This window comes from Nonomuraea sp. NPDC050153, from assembly GCF_044460125.1.
Lineage (GTDB): Bacteria > Actinomycetota > Actinomycetes > Streptosporangiales > Streptosporangiaceae > Nonomuraea.
In genome coordinates this window covers 221,014-239,597 of the sequence record NZ_JBITJQ010000009.1, presented here as the reverse complement: position 1 = coordinate 239,597, position 18,584 = coordinate 221,014, and the positions used below count along the sequence as shown (strand labels likewise).

Genomic DNA, 18,584 nt, shown 5'->3' with positions numbered 1-18,584 from the left:
AGATGACATCTGGCCGGCCGTTCCGCCCATTCCATGGGAAGTATCGACCGAAATGGTGGAGTGACTGCGATGAATGCGATTCGCGCGTTACGCGACAGGGCTCTGTGGCAGGCGGCAGGTGTTATCGGCGTCGTGCTCTCGTTGCTTCTTGTGGGCAGCCCCATCGGTGAAGCACGGGCGGCGGGGGCGGATCCACCTCAGGCGCCGGTATGCGAACGTCAGGTGGCTCTGGAAGCCTGGGTGACGGGCGGCGTGAACGTCCGTCCGGCCGCCGAGAGGGCTCTGCTCGGGGACAGAGCGGCGGTCTGTGCCCTGCTCGCCGAGCTTCCCCGGCTCGTGGCGCAGGACGATCGTGAGCAGGTCGGCCGCATCAAGTCCCAGGGCGAGCCTGAGGTGGCCGCCGCTGCCAATACCGCCCTGCTCTCGGACGACCCCGGCGCCGTGGCGAGGTTTCTCGACGGTGGCTGGGAGACCGCCCGGGAGATCGACCTGCGCGCCAGCGTGAACAAGATGAGGGCGGCCGGCGGACCGGAGGTCAAGGCTGCCGCGAACGCGGTGCTGCGCAACGGGTCGCGCGAAGCCTTGGGGCAGTTCATCGACTCTGGCTGGCGGGTGCCGTACCGGATCGACCTGCGCGCGGTCGTCAACCGGGCGATGTCCGAAGGGGGCCCGCAGGTGCAGGCCGCGGCGAACCGGGCACTCCAGGACGGCAGCCAGGAGATGCTGGAGCGTTTCGCCCAGATCGACTGGGGTGTGGCCCAGGCCCGGGACAACGAGAACCAGACCTTGAACGATCTTCGGGCGAGCGCCACCGAGGCGACCCGCCGCGCGGCGTTCGAGACGATCTCCGCGGTCGCGCAGGCCGACCGTGCGAAAGCCGAGGCCGCGGCGGCCAAGAGCGACGCGGAAGAGGCGCAACGCCTCGCCTCGCTGGCCGGGCAGGAGTCGGCGGAGGCCAAGCGTCAGGCCCAACGCGCTGCTGAGGCCGCCGACCGCGCCGCGGCCGCGTCCCGGGTCGCCGTACAGGCCGCGCGGACAGCGGCGACGGCCGCGCGCGCAGCCTCAGGGGCCGCCGCACGCGCGGCGACCGCGGCGGCGCGGGCGCACACGAAGTCGGACGAGGCGTGGGCGGCCGCGACGGCGGCAGAGCTGGACGCGGCAGCCGCTGCCAGAGCGGAGAAGTACAACCGGGACATGCAGCGGATCGGTCCGGAGATCACCGCGTTGATCTCGCCCATCAATCAGATCATCATCGTGACCGAGCAGGCGCGCGCCGCTGTCGCCGCCGCCGATTCGGCCAGGGCGAACACCGAGGCCGCCGGACGCGCGGCCGAGGCCGCCGGGCGTTATGCGGGGCAGGCCAGCGCCGAGGCCCGAAACGCGTTCGCAGCGGCCGCGCGGGCGAAAGCGAGCGCGGACCAGGCGAGGCGCGCCACCGAGGAGACGGTACGTCAGGCCGACATCGCCAAGGACGCGGCCGGAAAGGCGCGCGACGCGGCGACGCGCGCCGTGACCTACGCGGAGCAGTCGGCGAGCGCCGCGGCGAGCGCGGCCCAGCATGCGGGCAGCGCCGTCAACGCGGCCGAGCTGGCGACGCAGCACGCGAACAACGCCTACCGCGCGGCGGAGGACGCGTTGCAGGCGGCTGAGACGGCCCAGATCGTTTACACAGCGGCGCGTAAGGCGGACGCCGAACGACTCCAGAAGGAGCTGGAACTTGAGCTGTCCTTCGCCCGGTACATCAGCCAGAAAGCCGCCGAGGCCCGATTGGGGGAGGCTCGCGGCTTCGATGTGCCAATGGGCCAGTACCACACCCCGCAGATCGACGCGCTGATCGCCGAGGTCGCCAACGCGCCGGAGACCGAGGCCGCATCGGCGGCCCTCAAGGCGCGGGAGGTGGCCCGCTACTTCGCGACCGTGCCCGGCACGTGGACCAGTTCGGCGGCCATGCAGGCTCTCGGCGAGGACGATGACCTCCTTGTCATCGGGTTCGTCAAGAGCGGACTCGCGACCGCCGAAGAGCAGGACGACCGCACGACGCTGACCGGCCTCATGATCACCGGCAGCGCGGCCATGAGAGCGGCCGCTCAGGACGCTCTCGACAGCGGATGGTCCGACGTCATCGAGTTCCTCAAGGACCCGGACTACGCCGAGCGAGCCGCCGAGGACCGGGAGGAGGTCAACGGCATCCTTTCTGACGCCCGCAGCACCGGCCACACCCACACCGAGGAGGCGGCGAACGTCGCCCTGCGTTCGGACGACCCGGACGCCCTCAAGAAGTTCCTCGACAAGGAGCACAACACCGCTTACGCGATCGACGTCCGGGCGAAGGTCGGCGCGATCGCCGGGGACGACTCCCACGGGACCGAGGTGCGCAACGGCGCCCAGATCGCGCTGGCCGGCACGACGGCGATGCAGGTCGAATTCCTGGAGGTGGAGCGGCACCGTGCGGCCCAGCGCGACTACGCGACCGCGACGCACAACTACATCGCCAGTTCCCTGATGATCGAGACCTCGCAGATCGCGCAGCAGGCCGTCGACTTCGCGCGCACCGCGCAGGCTGCGGCGGCGGAGGCCCGCGGTGCGGCGGAGGAGGCCATCGGTTACGCGAACGACGCCGGCAAGGCGGCCGAGGAGGCCAAGAAGTTCGCGACCGATGCCGTCGCCCACGCCCGCGACGCCGCCGCGTCCGCGGAACGGGCAGCAGCGGCCGTCCGCACCGCCGCCGCAGCGACCAAGCAGGCCCAGCAGTCGGCCAGGTCGGCGTCCCTCTCGGCCCGCTGGGCCCGCGCCTCGGCCGTCTCGGCGGCAAAGGACGCGGCCGGCGCCTACGCCGCCTATGACACCGCGTACGCCGCGCAAATCGAGGCCGGCGAGAGCGCGTCCGAGGCGGCTCGCATCGCCGCGGAAGTGTTCGAGACCTATCGGCTGGAGGCCGAGGGAAATTTGCGCGAGCTCAAGCGGGAATTGAAAGAGCACTGCGAGAATGCACCCGAACTCGGCAATCCTGGATACCACGACTGCGACGCACGCGCTGAAGAGATCCTGAACGACCCCAAGGGGCCGCTCCACGATCCGGACGGCTTCGCCAAGGACAACGTCGAGCACTGCAAGAGGCAGTTCGTCGGCAAAGCCCGGGACGCCTGTATGTCCATCGTCCTGAGCCCGATATTCTCCTTCGCGGCAAGGGAAATCGGTAACCGGGAGACCGACGCTCAACGCCTCGCCGAAGAGTACATAGCCCTGACCGGCATGGACCTGATCAACGCCGCCTCCCAGTACGGCTTGGTCGGCGATTGCAAGAACGCCCTCAAGGGCGGTGTCGCGGATGCGGCGCAGTCGTTCACGGACTGCATCACTGGAGCCCTGGAACTGTCCGAAGATCCCGACTGGGACGAGTACGCGTCCCAGTGGAGGGGGACCTTCGTGGCGTCGCACGTCCCGGAGGAACTTCGATTCGGCGAGTACAACTCGATCTGGGGAACGATGTACCTGCTCGAGCGCCAATCTGATCTATCCATCCTCTGGGCGACCCGCGAGACCGAGCTGGCAACGTCGATCCTGCGCACCGTTCCGATCGGATGCATCCAGGAAGGCGGGAGCTGCCCGTTCGAGGACGCGGCGCAGCAGCTCAAGGACGTGAGCGAGACCATCAAACGGCTCAACAACCAGGGCTACATCGTGGACGCGTCCGGACGGGTGCTCGATGCGAACGGCCTGCCGATCGCGACTCTGCCACCGGTCACCGATCTGGAGAAGTGGGCGAACTACACCGTCGAGAGCGGTCTGCACGACGACCTCGCGGCCCTCGAACAACGTCTCAGCCTGCTGTACACGCAGCAGTTCGGCCTGCCCATGGCGCCCCCGGCCTGGCACCTCGAGACGCAGCTCGCCTACCGCGTCGCCACGCGGGAAGTGGCGCTACGCGACAACACGCTACGGCTCGTCATGAACAACCGCGGCGGCGTCTGCGACGCGGTGCCGATCGCCGGCACCGGACCTGATCAGCAGCGACAGGCCGTGGCAGGATGCGTCCAGGCCATCAAACTGCTGCTCCCGGCCGGCACGACCATGATCATCTACTACCCCGACCCGGACAATCCGGCGGAACTGTTGGAAGTCACCGTGCGTGGCGTCGGCCGCTGGCTGGACTGAGCCCGCCGGGCGCATACGGATGGTTCCGTGACGAACTGGCCGACCTGGGATCTACGCCGTCCTCGTCGGCCAGTGTTCTCCGCGGGGCCCTCGCGCCGGCCGAGGCCGGCGCGAGGGCCCCGCGGTGGCTGTCGAGCGCCTGATTCGGCCGCCCGGACTCGTGGTACAGCGGGGGCGTCCCTTGTAGGGCCTCGAACCACCGGCGGATGACGGTAGGGCTGGCCCTCCCCCCGACTGGGGTGTGCGCGGCAATGTGGCTGCGGCGGCCGGCGGGGAGCCTGGACGGAGATCCAGTCGCCCCCTCCAGGAGGTCCCCGTGTCCGCTGTCTCAGGTGTGCTGCGGTGGCATCGCCCGCTGATGCTGCTGGTCGCCTCGATGTTGGTGCTGGTGGTCGTCTCGGCGGCCGGGCTCGTGTTCGACGACCGGGTGCTGCTCGGCGCTCCCGTCTGGCTCAAGCCGTTCAAGTTCGCGGTGTCGGTCGCGATCTACGCTTCCACGCTGGCCTGGATGTTGTCCCTGCCGCACCGGGGCAGGAAGTGGACCTCCGCCCTGGCCGCCGTCTTCGCCGTCGCCCTGTTCGTTGACGTCGGCATCGTCGCGATCCAGGCCGCCCGCGGCACCTTCAGCCACTTCAACGAGTCCACCGCGCCGATCGAGGAGACCATCCAGGTCATCTTCGGCAACGGCGTGATGGGCATCCTGCTGGCCAACCTCGCCATCGCGATCGTCCTGACCTGCCAGCGGGTGGGCGGTGACCGGGCGATGAACCGGGCCATGCACACCGGCCTGGCCCTGGCCGTCCTCGGCATGTTCCTCGGCTTCCTCATCCCCTTCCAGGCCAAGGCGCAGACCGCGCTGACCACGAGCGGCGAGACGGTGTCGCTGCAGAGCGGCCACAGCGTGGGCGTCCCCGACGGCGGCCCGGGCCTGCCGATCACCCAATGGAGCACAACGGGCGGCGACCTGCGCATCCCCCATTTCGTCGGCCTGCACGGCCTGCAGGCCATGTTGCTGGCCGCCCTGCTGCTGGCCGCGCTGGCGGCCCGCCACCCGGTGCTGCGCGACGACCGCACCCGCGCCCGCCTGATCGGCGTGGCCGCCGCGGGCTACACCGGCCTGGTTGCCCTCGTCACCTGGCAGGCGCTACGCGGCCAACCCTTGATCCACCCCGACGCCCAGACCCTGACCGCCGCCGCCCTCCTGGCAGCCCTCACCATCCTGTCCGCCACCGCGGTCCTGGCGGCCGCCCGGCGCCGGCACGGGACCGACCAGCCCGGCGTACGCCCTGACAGAGACCTGGCAGCGGCACGTGACTAACCGATCCGACGTACGCTCCGGTCCTGGCCGCCACGTGACCAGCCGGCCTGGCGTACGTCGCGTCGCCGCGCAGCCGCGATCGGCCGCGGTCGGTCAGGCCGAAGTGGCGGGCGGACCTTCGTGCCGGTGGCCCGTAGCCGATGTCTTCGTATCGAAGCCCTTTGTGATCAGCCAGATGGCCAGGACCAAGCTCTGCAGGGCGAGCGGTGCATTTATGGCCAGGTAGGGCAGCGCGACGACATCGGTCAGGCGAAACAGCACCGAGAAACTCGCCGACATGGCCAACCCGGCTCCGATAAGCCCCCACGCGGACAACCAGCGAGGGACTAATCTCGACCGATACAGAATATAGAAGAACAGGAGATCTCCGAGGCTCAGCGAGATGATTAATGCGACATGGTTGACCAGGTCGCGCGCCGTCCGCAGCAACTCGCCCACGGCCTCCAGGTGGGATGCGTCTGAGGCGCCGGCCTGGGCAAATTCCTGACCCAGCACCAGAAACAACGGCAAGAGAATCACGCCTATGAAGTGGAACGTCGCTGCGATCAGCCTGAATCCGAGGAAACCCAGGCTCAGCGCTTCATTCTCCATCCTCAATGTTGGATACAGGTACAGTGCGAACCCGACGTAGGCGGGGATCATGATGAACTGAGAAAATGCGCCGACCGAGACCTGGCCCTCATGTGCAGAAATGACAGCGAGATGGCTCGGCTCCTCGACAGCGGGAACAACGCTCAGCACGCCGGCGATCATGCCCACGATGATCAGTGCGCCCGCGAATGTGGTTGCGCGCCTGTTTGTATTGATAACACTTCTCCCGTATATGTCGGCGAGGGCTGGCCACACGTCCTCTTACACCCGTAAGGCTGATGCGCCGACACTACCCCTTACATGCGTAAGGTCGCAAGGTGGGCAGGTGCTGTGTCAGGTGGGGCGGAGCACATGAGCGTGGAAGATGCCCAGGTTGAAACGGGTGCGAGGGCGAGAGCCCCGAAGTATTGCGAGCAAGGCGACCGGCTGGGCTACGCCGTCGCCTGCAGTCGCCTTTTGCGTGGCGGGCGTGACGAGGCTGGGCTCAGTACTTCTCCGGCGTTGAAACCTGGCCTACCCGGGCCTCGAACGCTCCAATAAGGCGGCATCAGTTCGGCGGCGGTGTTCCTGACGGCCGGAAGGCGGGTGGAGAAGAGCGCCGGCGAGGTGGGAGCGGGAGAACCGCGCATCCGGTGGGATGCGGGCATGCTCGTTCACTCTGGGCGGGCCTGGCGGCGCCGCTCCTCCATCACCGGGCGTGCGAGCAGCTTGTCGAGGTCGCGGCGTTCGCGTTTGGTGGGGCGACCCGCGCCACGAGCCCGAACGGCCACTGTCACGGCCTCCTCGCGCGGAGGGGGAGGAGGGCTCTTGTCGACGTAGCACTCGGCGGCCACGGCGGCGCCGACGCGCTTGGTGATGACGCGGGAGACGACCACGATGCGTTCGCGCCCCTCGTGCCGCAGTCGAACCTCGTCGCCGACCCGGACGACGTGCGCGGGCTTGACCCGCACCCCGTTGACCCGGACGTGACCGCCCCGGCAGGCGTCGGACGCGATCGAACGGGTCCTGGTGAGCCGCACCGACCAGATCCAGCTGTCCACCCGCGCACTCAGCTGCTCGCCTGTCACCCCGTCACTGTACCGAGAGCGCCAGGGCGAAGGTTTTCGAGAGGCGGGTGCTGACCTGGGAAACGAGGTACTTGCCTTTTTCGTTCCGAGCGGCAACGAGGGCAGGCTCCGGCCGTGGAGGGCCGGATCCGCCTCTCGGTGCCCGCCGCGCACGGGAACTTCTCGCACCCGGCACGGGAACCCGCATGATCGATCAGATCGGCGTCTGGTGATCGAGAGTCCGCAGGTGTTCCGTCATAGCGGCGCTGACCGGAACGGTGGTGGGCAGCTGGGGGGTCTCGAAGTAGCGGGTCTTGTGCCGGCGCAGCAGTGCTTCCCCGTGCTCGGGCCAGGAGAAGCCCTTCTTCTTGAGGAGCTTCTGGAAGACCACGCCGGCGTTGTCCGGGTCGGGTTCGGCCAGGAGCCTGATGGCGGCGGGGGAGATGTCGTCGCCGCGCAGGTAGGAGGTCAGGGTTTCGCGGTAGCGGCGCCGGTTGATCAGGCTCGGGTTGGCGAAGAGCTCCTGGAGGAGTCCGAAGTCGAGGTAGAGGCTGATGCCTGTTTCCGGGTCGAAGTGGATCGCCACCGTTTCGGCGTCCAGCACCTCGTCGGGATAGCTGGGGCTGGGCGGAGGGGTGGTGCCACCGGGCTGTGCCCCATCCATGAGGGCCCGCATGAAGGCGTCGAATCGCGGGATCACCTGATCTCCCGGGACCACGATGTATTCGGCGCCGTACAGCTCGATGAAGACTTCTCGCTGCTCGGCGAGCAGCTGGCGGGCGGTGGCGAGCTTTTCCGGATTGCGGAAGACCAGCTTGGGATTGCGCAGGGCGACTTCCGCGGCCTGGGTGCGGAGCTCGGCGCGGGCCTTGGCGGGGAAGAGGCTGATGTTGGCGCTGACCAGCCAGTCCTCGCCGAGCGGCACCAGGCGGCAGATGAGGAACATGCCCTTCTTGACCGGACGGAACGCGGACTTGCCCATATTGGACCGGGCGCGATAGGTCAGCTCGTCCACCAGGTTGACCAGGATCACGGCGTCCCGGTCCTTGCCCTGGACCTCGAAGATGCCTTCGACCACGTCCCTCCAGCCGAGGAGCATCGACCGTTCCTGCGGGCTCAGGTCCGGGTGGGCTCGCAGGAAGCGGTCGATCACCGTGTCTCCGGAGGCCAGCCGGTGCTGCAGGGCGAAGTGGTCGACGATCATGCTGGCGGTCACCTCGTTCTCGCCGAGGCCGCCGGGGTGGCTTTGTTCGAAGGCTTCGTCGAGCTCGCGGGCGAACCGGGGCGACAGGGCGAAAGCGACCAGCCGCTCCTTGAGAGCCCCGGCCTGCTTCATGACATCCATAACGGCGCCGTTTCTCCTTCGAACCCGTGCTTTTGCCGGGCTTATCTGGTTTCGTAGACCTGCGTTCACGGGTACCCGCGGGCGGATCGGGGGAGCACGCGCAGGGCGTCGGGATCACCTGAATACGAGAGAGGTGTCATCTGGGCCTCCGATGCCCGCCACGCTCCTTCGGGACCAGGTCGGCGATCAACTCGGCGAGCACGAGCTCTTCCTCGACCCGTACGCCGCGTTGCTCCATCGCCACGGTGAGCCCGGGATCCCAGGGGGTCGGGCGGGCCTGACCGGACAGCGGCGCCGACGAGGGCACGGCTTGGTAGGAGGCGGCGTCGAAGCGCCACGGCAGGAACCCGAGCCGTTCGTGGACCGAGGCGGCGATGGCGATCCCGCCCCAGTCGAAGTCGCCGTGGTAGGCGAACGTCGCGCCCCCGGCCGAGAGGAGGTCCAGCAGCCGCCAGACAGCCGTCGACGGCCGCCCGCCCCCGCATACCAGGGGCGGGCAGGAGGCTCCGAGCTCGTCGGCTGCCGCGGCCACCACCACCGGGTTCTCACAGATCCTGACCAGGCCCGCGGAAAAGGGGGACTCGTGCCGGCGCAGCTGGCGCAGGGTCAGCACGCACGGCTCGCCCGCCGCTCTGGCGGCGCTGAGCATACGTCCGGTGGGGGAGCGGTCGTCACCTGGCAGCCCCAGGCAGAGCACGAGAGAGGACAGGTCGTCGAGGTGCACGCCGACCGCGGCCCAGGCTGAGCGGCGGGCGTCCGCGCCGCCCTCGCCCGCGTACGGCAGGCCGGACAGGGCGCGTGCCGCGGACAGGGCGAGGGTCGCCAGCGGGCGTCCTTCGTCCAGACCGTGTGCGTCGCCGCAGGTCTCGGCCGCCAACCTGCCGAGGGGCGTGCCCGGCGACGGCAGCCGCTCCAGCACGGCACTCAGCCGGTCGAGCAGGGTACGTGCCTCTCCGGCCGTGGCGGCGAGCCTTCTGACCAAGCCGGTGGACTCCAGCCACGATCGCCACCTCGACAGCTCGGGCCGGTCGGCGACGAGCGCGTCGAGCCTGGCGAAAGCCCGTTCCCAGGCCGCCGTCCGCGCAGCCTGCTCGCCGGGCAGATCCCGGATCGGGCCGCGCAGCCGGACGACGGCTTCGCGCAGCCCGTCCGCGGTGACACCACTGGCTCGCAAGACGCGGTCCACCTCGTCCAAGGAGACCGACAGCGAGAGGCCGGCTCCCGCGCGCCGGCCGAGCAGTACCTCGGCCGCCCGGCGCTGGGCCGGGGTCGCGGCCGTGAGCGTCACCGTCCCGGTCAGTGGCTTGCCCTGCTCCAGACGGTGGCGGGTCCGGTCGACCAGCCAGGCGATCTCATCGCCGCCCAGCAGCCGCACCAGCCTCTCGCTCGCCCCGTCGCCTGTCACGGAGCCGTCCGTGTCGCCGTCGCTCAACCGGGCACACCGTCCTCATCCATGCCGAACAAGCCGTCCTGCCGCACGGGGGGTGCGGTGGACAGCGCGGGCACCGTGATGGCAGGGCGTTCCACCCGCCGCCGTTCGCGCCCGTCCCACCGCCAGGGCGTCACCAGCACGGCGTCGATGCCGTCACGGCGCGACAGCTGGCAGATCGCCAGGCCGGGGACCTGCGGGTAGCAGCCCCACTCGCGCTCGCTGGTCATCACCACGTCCATGTCGAACGTGGCCAGCAGGCCGAGACACTTGGCCCGGGAGTCGTCGTCGACCCCGGCGAACGCCTCGTCCAGCGCGACCAGGCGCGGCGCGTGCGGGTTGCCCGCGGACTTGTAGTGGGCCGAGGCGGCGGCGAACAGCGGCATCGACGCCGCCAGCACCCGCTCGCCGCCGGAGGCGGGACCGGTCGCGGCTCGCCACTGCCCGTCCTGGAGCCGCTGGATCGCGAACTCGTGCCAGGTGCGATAGTCCAGCGCCTTGGTCAATGCCTCGGTCCAGCCCGCGGCTGGGTTGTCGGCGTGTTCGCGGGCGATCCGCTCCTGCAGGAACGCGCCGACGGCGGACCGATCGGCGGTGGACCAGGCGTCCACGGTCTGGCGGAGCTTGCCCCTGACCCGGTCGAGCCCGTCGGGGGCGTTCCTGGCCGTCTTCCAGATCAGGCGCAGCCGCATGCCGGTGGAGGTGGGGCGGGACTCCAGCTCGGCGTTCATCTCCTGGACCTCGGATTCGGCCGCGGCGATCAGCTCATGCAGCGTGCCGGCGACCTCGTTGAGCAGGTGGTTCTCCAGAATCTCGCGTTCCTTGGCCGACAGGAGCTGAGCGCGCTGCTCGGTCTCCTCGGCCAGCGCCCCGGCCAGCTCGGGCATGTCCCTGGTACGGCCCTGGAAGACCACGTCCACGATCATGACCCCGTCGCGCAGAGTCAGTCCGACGGAGTGCCCGTGCCTCGCCATGGCGTCCGACAGCAACTTGTGCTCCTCGGCGACCTTCTTCTGCACCCGATCCCAAGGGCCGTCGCCGTCGTCCACGGAGTCGAGCTCGGCGTTGACCGTCCTGGCCAGGAGCACGGCGGGCGTCGCCGCCCATTCGCCGCCCGTGTCAGGCACGTCCAGGTCGGCGAGCGCGACATTCAGCAGGCCGGTGGCGGCGAACGACTGGAACCCGCGCACGGCGGCGTCGCGTGCCGTGGCCGCCTCCTCGATCTGTTTACGCAGGTTGTCGCGCTCGCCCTCGGCCTTGCCGCGCTCTTGCAGGGCATTCTGCTCGCGCAGGCGGGTGGCGCGCTCGGCGATGGCACGCTCGCTCAGCTCGCGCTCCACCTGGTCGAGCCGGCTGAACAGCTCCTCGACCGCGGCGCCGGCGGTCGCGGCCAGGGTGCGGTACGCCTCGGCCGCGACGTCTGCCTCCTCGCCTGCCTTCGCGGCCAGTTCGGCGGCATCGTCGAGCTGCTCTTTCGTCCGGCCGAGCTCCTCTTCGGCGTCCGCGGCGCTCTCGTACGCGTCGCGCCAGGCATGTACGGCGGGCCACAGCTGGGCCAGGGCCAGCCGGTAGCGGGTGAGCGCGGCCTTGACCTCGCCGAGCGGGCCGAGCTCGGCGGGCAGGCCGACGTCCGCGGCGAACTCCTCGGCCCGGATGCCCGCGTCCCGGAGCTCGTCCTGCCGGTCGCGGAGCAGCTGGGCCGCCGCGGCATGCGCGGCGTCGATCTCGTCCCGCCGTTCGTACGCGGTGGCGCGCTTGACGTGCGCCTCCCGCAGGTCGGCGTCCAGCGGCAGGCCGCGGTGTTCCGCGGCGAGCCTGTCCCTGCGCGTGGCGAGCGACTCAAGCCGGCCGCGCAGGTCGTCGATCCGCCGATTCACCTGGTCCAGCTCCCTGCGGAGCGTCGCCAGCCGGGTCCGCCGCGCCTCCTCTCTCGCGCCCTCGCCGATGTAGCGGGCCTCACCTTTGTGCCACGATCCGGTGAGCACGCCGTTCGCCCATCGGCCGTCCACCGCCACCCATGTCCGGCGAGCGTGGCCGGATCCGAGCCCGATGCCCGACAGCACGGCCTCCACGGCGCCGTCGGCCAGCGCCGCGGCCTGAGGATCGGCCCGGTCCACGGCCGGCCGCAGGACGGCGACGCAGGACGGGCCGGTCAGCGGCTCGCCGGCCACGACGACGGTGTCGTCCTCGGCCAGCAACGTCCCGTCCGGCGTCACCCAGGCATCCAGGATCCCGGCGGCCTCCAGCGCCGCCTCCAGCCCGGCCCGGTGGTCGGCAGGCAGGGCACCGGCGAAGTCCACCACCTTCCACAGGGGCGCGCCGGGACGGCCGAGGCGGGTGGCGGGGTCGCGCGTGTGAGGGGGAGGCGGCGCCTCGTGGCTGCCTGCCTCCAGCCGCGAGATCTCCTCCGACAGGTCCGCGGCGGCCCCCGTCGCCTCCACCAACCCGGAGTCCAGTTCCGCGCCCAACCGGCCGAGCGCGTCGGTGGCCGCTCTGGCCGCGTCGCCCACGGCGCTCGCGGCCGGGTTGGGGCCGTCAGTGGAGGCGGCCCAGGACTCCAGCGCCGCGATCACCTCGTCGGGGTCGTCCAACTGCAGCTCGACAAGACCGGCCAGGTAGAGGGTGTATTCCTGGACGAGCCCGGTGACCGCTCCGCTCACCGCCTCCTCGGCGTCGGCGACGCGCTGGGCGACGGCCTGCGTCTCCGCGGTCAGCCGGTCCACCTCGGTGCGCGCGGACCTCATACGCTCCTGAGCCTGCCGGACGCCGTCGATGAGCCGCTCCAGCTCGACGATCGCCTGTTCCTGGCGGTCCGCCAGCTCCTCCGCCGCTCGCCTGATCCGCGCCAGCTCCTGCTGGTCGGCGGTGATGAGGTGATCGGGCTCGGACGGTGCGAGGCGGGCGGTCTCGGGCTCGCATCGCGCCGCACTGGCGGCCGACATGGTCAGGTCCCTCGCCTGGCCAAGGCCGTGGCCTGCCGCGTCGGCCTTGTCCCGGGCCGTGCGGGCGCGCTGCTCGCGGCGCTGTGCCTCGACTGTGAGGCGGTCCCGTTCCCGCGCGCAGCGGCGGGCGTGGTCGGCCAGCCGCTCGGCCTCCTGACCGGTCCGCTTGAGCCGTTCCGCGTCACGCATCTCCGGGCTCTGCCGGAGGGCGTCGCGGCGCGCCTCCAGCAGGGTCCGCTGTGCCTCCAGCTCTTCCAGCACCTGCTGGGCCGCCGCCAGCTCTGCCTCCGCCGCGGCGTGGCGACCCTCGGCCTCGCCGAGGTCGCGGCCCAGATGCTCGTAGCGGCTGTGCGCCAGTCGCGGTACAGCGGCCTTGCGCTTGGCCGCGATGGCGGCGTACCGGCGGTAATGGACCAGGAAGCCCGCCGCCGCCTCGCGCGCCTCCGCCAGCCCGCGCAGGGCGTCCCGCTCCTCGTCCAGGCCGCGAAACGCCTCGGCGACCGTGGCGATCAGGGCGGGACTGAGCGGCGGCAGCGCCTCGGTGAGGGCGCGGGACAGCAGCTTCTCATCCGGCTTCTTGGACAGCTGCGGCTGGCGTAGCTGGATGAGGAGGTTCACCAGAGCCTCGTAACGGTGCTCGCCGAGTCCGAACAGAGCCTCGTCCACGGCCCTGCGATAGTCGGCGGCCCGGTCGTACACCATGCCCCGGCCTTCGACGGCGTCACGCAGCTTCTCCCGGGTGAGCACCACCCCGGTGGAAGAGAGCAGATGGAGCTCCGCGCCGACGCGTTGCGGGGTGAGGAAGAACCAATGCCGGACGATGCCGCGGTCCTTGACCGCCTTCAGCCCGCACCCGATCGTACGGAACTCCTCGGAACCGTCCGCCGCCCGGCGGCCGAACTCCATCCACGCGTAGCCCAGCCGCTCGGGATGCGGGTGCTTGCCGCCCAGCAGCAGGTTCCACTCCATGCGCTTCTGCCGGTCGCCGTCCGGTTCGACCCGATGCGGGGCCAGCTCCCCGTCGAGCAGGAACGGCAGCGTCAGGGCCAGCACCTTGGACTTGCCGGTACCGTTGTTGCCGCGCAGCAGCAGGCGACCGTCGTGGAAGTGGAACTCCTCCACGTCGTAGTAGAACAGGTCGACGAGCCCGGCGCGCAGCGGCTTCCAGCGTTCGGAGGTCGGGGAAGGCGGCATCATTGTCCTTTGATAACGGGTTCGTCCAGGGCGTATCGAGCGATGGCGGGCAGTCCTATGGCCGCGTCCTCGGTGACGCGGACCAGCCGCAGCGCCGTGAGCTTGGCCAGCGCCCCTGACAGCAGTCCATCCTCGGCTCCCGGCTCCGTCACGCCCTTGCGCCAGAAGGAGGCGTGCTCACGGGCCGCCCGCCGGACGAAGGACTTCAGCTCCTCCATCGTCAGCTCGCCGTGGGTGGCCAGTTGCTCGGCGACCAGCAGCGTCACGTGACCGTCGGTGCGCTGCTCCGGCATGCGGACGTCGGTCAGCTCATCGTCGGGATCGACCATCGCGATGCCCTCCGCGCGCACCTCGGCCACCAACCCGGTCGCCTCCTCCAGCCGGCGGACGATGGCATGCCGCTGGGAGACCAGGTAGGCGCGCTCGGCCTCGTCGAGGTCGGCGAAATAGATCACCGGGTCCTCCAGCAGCTTGCGGGTCAGCCTGCGACGCAGAGCCTGGTTGCGCAGGTCGTCAGTGTCGGCGACCGGCTCGGCCGTCAGCTCGGCGAGCCGGTCCTCGAACGAGAGCGCGGTGATCGTGGACGGCCCCCGCGCGCCGGTGAGCAGCGCGGCCAGCACCGGCCTGCGCACGTCGTACAACACGTCGCCGGTCGCGGACAGGTAGGCGTCCTCGTCGCCCGCGACCCTGCGCAGCACCCCCCAATCCAGCAGGGTGCGCACCACGGCCACCAGGTCGGTCCGCTCGGCGCGGTTGTCGAGGGTGAAGTCGAAGTCCAGCTCGGGTTCGGCCGCGGACGACAGCACCTCCTCGGCCAGCCGGCCGAGCGTGGTCTGCGCGTCCGCCCGTTCGAGCGTCGCCAGAGCCAGGCAGATCAGCACATAACGGCGCCGGCCGTATGGCTCTCCCGCCTTGCCCCGCGCCGGGTGGGTCGCGTCCCGCGTGTCAGAGGCGGTCTTGAACAGCCGCGCCGCACCCGAGTCCACCGTCAGCCGCCAGCCGGTCTCGCGTGAGAGCCAGTCGCGCAGCTCGGTCACATGCCGCCGGACCAGCACCAGCGCCTCGGGGTCGCGTTCGGCGGTCAGCAGCGGCCTGGTCAGCAGCGCACGCAGCGCGGCCCGCCGCTGGGCCTGCTCCTCGTCGGAGATCATCGCGCCGCCATCAGGTCGGTGATCTCTATCACGTGCTCGGGTCCGGTGAGCACGCCGTCCTCCGTACGGATCTCCACCTGGCCCCCGTCGGGGACGAGCGTCAGGCGCACCTCCATCGAGCCGTCGGCGCTCACCGTCTTCACCTCCGTCTCCCCGGGGCGGCGAGCGGCGAGCGCGTCGCCGAGCAGCCCCAGGAACAGCCGGAACGCTCGCGGATCGAGCACGTCCAGCTCCGACAGCAGGACCGGGCCACCGGTCCGCAGGGCCGCCCGGGCGGCGGCCGTCTCGCTCGCCTCCCGCTCGGCCTGCTCCAGCAGCAGCCTACGTGCCTGGGAGCGGTCGGCCACCTTGTTCGGCCTGCCGCGCCGCTCATAGGAGCCGGTACGGCGAAGCTGCGGCGAGATCCTGATCGGCGGCGCCTCCGGCCAGGGAACTCCGGACTTGACCTCGCGCCATTCGTCCAGGGTCGCGGCTGTCACCGTCAGATGCCGGGCCGGGGTCAACCCGAACGCCGCCCGCCACAACCGATGCGCCGCCTCCTCGTCAGGCGCCTCGGCGAACCAGCGCGCCAGCGCCCGGAAGTCCGCGGACCGATCGGAGCGCCCGGATCGCCGCTCGTTCAGCAGCCCGACCGCATCGATGAGCTGCTTGATCGCCGTGATCGCCGCCTGGCGCAGCAGCCGCGCCTGCGACGGCCGGCCGGCGCCCGTGGAGACGAACCAGTCCTGGAGCCCGCGCCAGCGATTCGACCAGGAGGCGAACGCCGCTTCCTCGGCTCTGATGTACGCCTCCGCCGCGTCCTCCTCGTCGGGCACCGCGTCGGCGGCCTCTCGCCGCGCGGCCAGCCGCAGCAGCCGATCATGGTCGCCTTTCTCCAGTTCGCCCAGGAGCGTGGCGATCCGCGCGCCGGAGTTGGCGAGGTCGGCGATGAAACGGTTGATGTAGTCGATCAGCCGCTCCTTGTAGGCGATGAACGCCGCCACGTCACCGTCGGAGAAGTCGATCGCGCGCCGTAACGAGGCCATGAACGCCTGCGCGTTGTCCGCCAGGGACGAGAACCGATCGGACAGGGACAGCAGCAGGAGGTGTACGCGCGCCGGGTCGGGATCCGGATCACGAGCCAGGGCGGCCAGCGACTGCAACTGCTCGGCGATGTCTCCCAGCGCCACCGACTGCAGCGCCCCGCGCTTCCCGATGGCATCCTCGTAGAACGCGATCGCCTGCTCGGCAGCCTGCCCCGCATGCGTGAGCTGGAACAGATACCGCTTGCGGTGGAAGTCCTCCACGCTCGTGACCCTGCCGGTGTCGGCGTCGGCCCGCAGGTTGCCCCATTCCCGGAGTTTGTCCAGCGCCTGCGCGAGCGCGTCGTCGTTGTCCCGCCGCAGCTCCGCCGCCACGTCCTCGGGCCGCAGATGCACGATGAAACGTTCCTTCGCGCGCGCGAAGGAACGCAGGATCTCCCGGTAGAAGGTCGCGTTGGGCACGCTCAGGTGAGCGAAGGGCTGATGCTCCTGAGACGGAAATGCCATACCGACAGTTTCCCTTCCCAAAGGGGAGGTCGTGTCCCATGTCGACGACAGACCCGGGGGAGGTGAGGAATATCTTTCCCCGCCACCACGTCACCCGATGGCAGCCGCGTGCGGTCTGGGCCGCCTTTCGGACAGAACGTAGGGCGACCCACTGGACAGTAACGTGCTCGGTGCGTGCTCGTACTCAGTTACCGGTGAAGGCCCCGATCCAGAAGCGCCGGCGCTCGCCGCACACTCCCACCGGGTCGGTGGCCTTGACGGCCGCGGCCTGCTGCGCCTCTTTGCCGACGTAGGCTTGGCGTTATGGCGGGCCCGATCTTCGTTCACCGGACTGGCTTGGGAGGATCCGTGACGCGCGGCAGCACGTTCGTGTCCCCGGCCGTCAGTTCCGCGCCGTGAGCAAGAAGGAGCGAGACGACCCCGACGACTTCGGAGGGATCAGTTTCGGCGGCATGGCCTTCATCCTGGCCGTTGCGGCCTTGGGACGCCCCCGGGAGGCGCTCAGGGAACTCTTCAGACTGATCCGTCGGCTGGGGCGTCGAGTGCTCAGGCTCGTACTGGCTCCCTTCCGACTGGCTACCTTGATCGTGTGGTCGCGTATGGCAGATCGGCACCCCACCTTCGAGGACCACCTGCACGGCGTCGACGAGGACAGAGATCCCTCGTGACCGCGTATCCGTGGCCCGCGAGCTCGGAGCCGGTCAGCACACCGGCTTCCGGTATCGGGAGAGGCGCAGTTCGAACCCCGATGCCCAGGTCGTGCGACACGAACAAGCAGGCTGGGAATCAGCCGGCGGCGAAGTCCTGCGTCCAGTAGATCTGCCCCTGCGCGTCCTTGGCCGCGCCCACCCCGATGAGGGTGTACGAGCAGTTCATGATGTTCTGCCGGTGGCCATCGCTGTTCATCCAGCCCTTGACGACCTCGGCCGCCGACCGCTGCCCCATGGCGATGTTCTCGGCCAAGGTCGAGCCGGTGAAGCCGGTCGCACGAATGCGGTCGACCATGTCGCGGCCGTCCTGGGAGTCGTGGTCGAAATAGTCGTTCTTCGCCATGTCGGCCGAGTGCCCGAACGCCGCCCTGCGCAGCCGCGCGTCGTGCTTGAGCGGGTCGCAGCCGCCCTTGGCCCGCTCGGCGTTGGTCAGCCGGACGACCTCGTTCTCCAACGCGGTACCGACGGAGGTGAGGGCCTCCTTTCCCTCGGAAACCGGCGGCGCCCCCGTCTGCCGCGTCGTGGGGGTGGGGGTGACACAGGTCAGCCGTACGGCCTTGGACTTGGCGGTGCCGCCCCGGTAGTCGGTGGCGACCGCGTAGTACGTGCCCGGCTTGCAGGGCATCTTCAGGGTGATGCGGCCCTTCCTGGTGGCGCCGCTTTTGACGACCGGATCGTCGCCGGGGACGGCGCGCTTGACTCGGATGCGCAGCAGCGCCGGGCGCACACAGCCGCGGCGGACGGCCGAGGTCTGGATCATGAGCGTGGAGATGCCGGGGCTGGCCACGCTCACGCGGCACTCGTCCGATTCGGAGGTCGGCTCGGGAGCCTCCTCCTTGGTCTGCGTCGGTGTCGAGGCCGGCGCCGCGCCGTCCGCCGGTGCGGTCACCTCGGGTGCCGCTCCGGCCGCCCCACCGGTGGACGGGGCGCAGGAGGTGAGGCCGGCGACGACGGCGAGCACTCCAAGGGGTCGACGCATGAGGTTTCCTCCGTGGAGGGAGACGCTGGTGGTCCCGCATTCTGCCCGACCCATTACCGACTTGTCATGACAATACGGACATTTCGCCCTGTGAGTAATCTCAACCGATCGCCCAAGAGGGCTCCACGGCACCTCGGCGTCCTGTGTATGGGGTGGCGCAAGACGATGGTCCTGTGCCGGTCCTCTGCGCCAAGT

Annotated in this window: 11 protein-coding genes; 3 read left to right on the top strand and 8 right to left on the bottom strand. The window is 70.3% G+C overall.

Features of this window, described 5'->3' with window-relative positions; all coding sequences use genetic code 11:
* The first annotated feature begins 69 nt into the window (after positions 1-69).
* Complete coding sequence (locus ACIBQ1_RS24045) at positions 70-4,155, top strand: DddA-like double-stranded DNA deaminase toxin (RefSeq protein WP_397280737.1); 4,086 nt, start codon at positions 70-72, stop codon at positions 4,153-4,155.
* 316 nt (positions 4,156-4,471) lie between these two features.
* Positions 4,472-5,473 carry a hypothetical protein gene (locus tag ACIBQ1_RS24040; protein ID WP_397280735.1) on the top strand — a complete coding sequence of 334 codons (1,002 nt, stop codon included), beginning with the start codon at positions 4,472-4,474 and terminating at the stop codon, positions 5,471-5,473.
* 93 nt (positions 5,474-5,566) lie between these two features.
* Here the strand turns inward: ACIBQ1_RS24040 and ACIBQ1_RS24035 are convergent, their stop codons facing one another.
* From ACIBQ1_RS24035 to ACIBQ1_RS24005, 7 genes are all read right to left on the bottom strand, one after another.
* Entirely contained in the window at positions 5,567-6,319 is a 753-nt protein-coding gene (locus ACIBQ1_RS24035) for a DUF4386 domain-containing protein (protein WP_397280734.1), read from the bottom strand.
* A gap of 398 nt (positions 6,320-6,717) precedes the next feature.
* A complete protein-coding gene (locus ACIBQ1_RS24030; RefSeq protein ID WP_397280732.1) occupies positions 6,718-7,131 on the bottom strand; it encodes an RNA-binding S4 domain-containing protein in 414 nt (137 codons plus the stop codon).
* Positions 7,132-7,324: 193 nt separating this feature from the next.
* Complete coding sequence (locus ACIBQ1_RS24025) at positions 7,325-8,455, bottom strand: hypothetical protein (RefSeq protein WP_397280731.1); 1,131 nt, start codon at positions 8,453-8,455, stop codon at positions 7,325-7,327.
* A 136-nt stretch (positions 8,456-8,591) separates the two neighbouring features.
* Positions 8,592-9,887, bottom strand: a complete 1,296-nt coding sequence (locus ACIBQ1_RS24020; RefSeq protein ID WP_397280730.1) for a TIGR02679 family protein — start codon at positions 9,885-9,887, stop codon at positions 8,592-8,594.
* A complete protein-coding gene (locus tag ACIBQ1_RS24015; RefSeq protein ID WP_397280728.1) occupies positions 9,884-14,023 on the bottom strand; it encodes a TIGR02680 family protein in 4,140 nt (1,379 codons plus the stop codon). The genes ACIBQ1_RS24020 and ACIBQ1_RS24015 overlap by 4 nt, the downstream gene beginning before the upstream one ends.
* Positions 14,020-15,171 (bottom strand): TIGR02678 family protein, encoded by a 1,152-nt coding sequence (locus tag ACIBQ1_RS24010; RefSeq protein ID WP_397280726.1) that lies wholly within the window; start codon positions 15,169-15,171, stop codon positions 14,020-14,022. The genes ACIBQ1_RS24015 and ACIBQ1_RS24010 overlap by 4 nt, the downstream gene beginning before the upstream one ends.
* Positions 15,168-16,700 carry a TIGR02677 family protein gene (locus tag ACIBQ1_RS24005; RefSeq protein WP_397280724.1) on the bottom strand — a complete coding sequence of 511 codons (1,533 nt, stop codon included), beginning with the start codon at positions 16,698-16,700 and terminating at the stop codon, positions 15,168-15,170. Before ACIBQ1_RS24005 ends, ACIBQ1_RS24010 begins: the two co-directional genes overlap by 4 nt.
* A gap of 395 nt (positions 16,701-17,095) precedes the next feature.
* Here ACIBQ1_RS24005 and ACIBQ1_RS24000 point away from each other — a divergent pair, with 395 nt between their 5' ends.
* Complete coding sequence (locus tag ACIBQ1_RS24000) at positions 17,096-17,368, top strand: hypothetical protein (RefSeq protein WP_397280722.1); 273 nt, start codon at positions 17,096-17,098, stop codon at positions 17,366-17,368.
* 118 nt (positions 17,369-17,486) lie between these two features.
* On the opposite strand, the gene ACIBQ1_RS23995 is transcribed toward ACIBQ1_RS24000, so the two are convergent.
* Positions 17,487-18,389, bottom strand: coding sequence for a CAP domain-containing protein (locus tag ACIBQ1_RS23995; RefSeq protein ID WP_397280720.1), 903 nt, complete (start codon positions 18,387-18,389; stop codon positions 17,487-17,489).
* Positions 18,390-18,584: the final 195 nt, after the last annotated feature.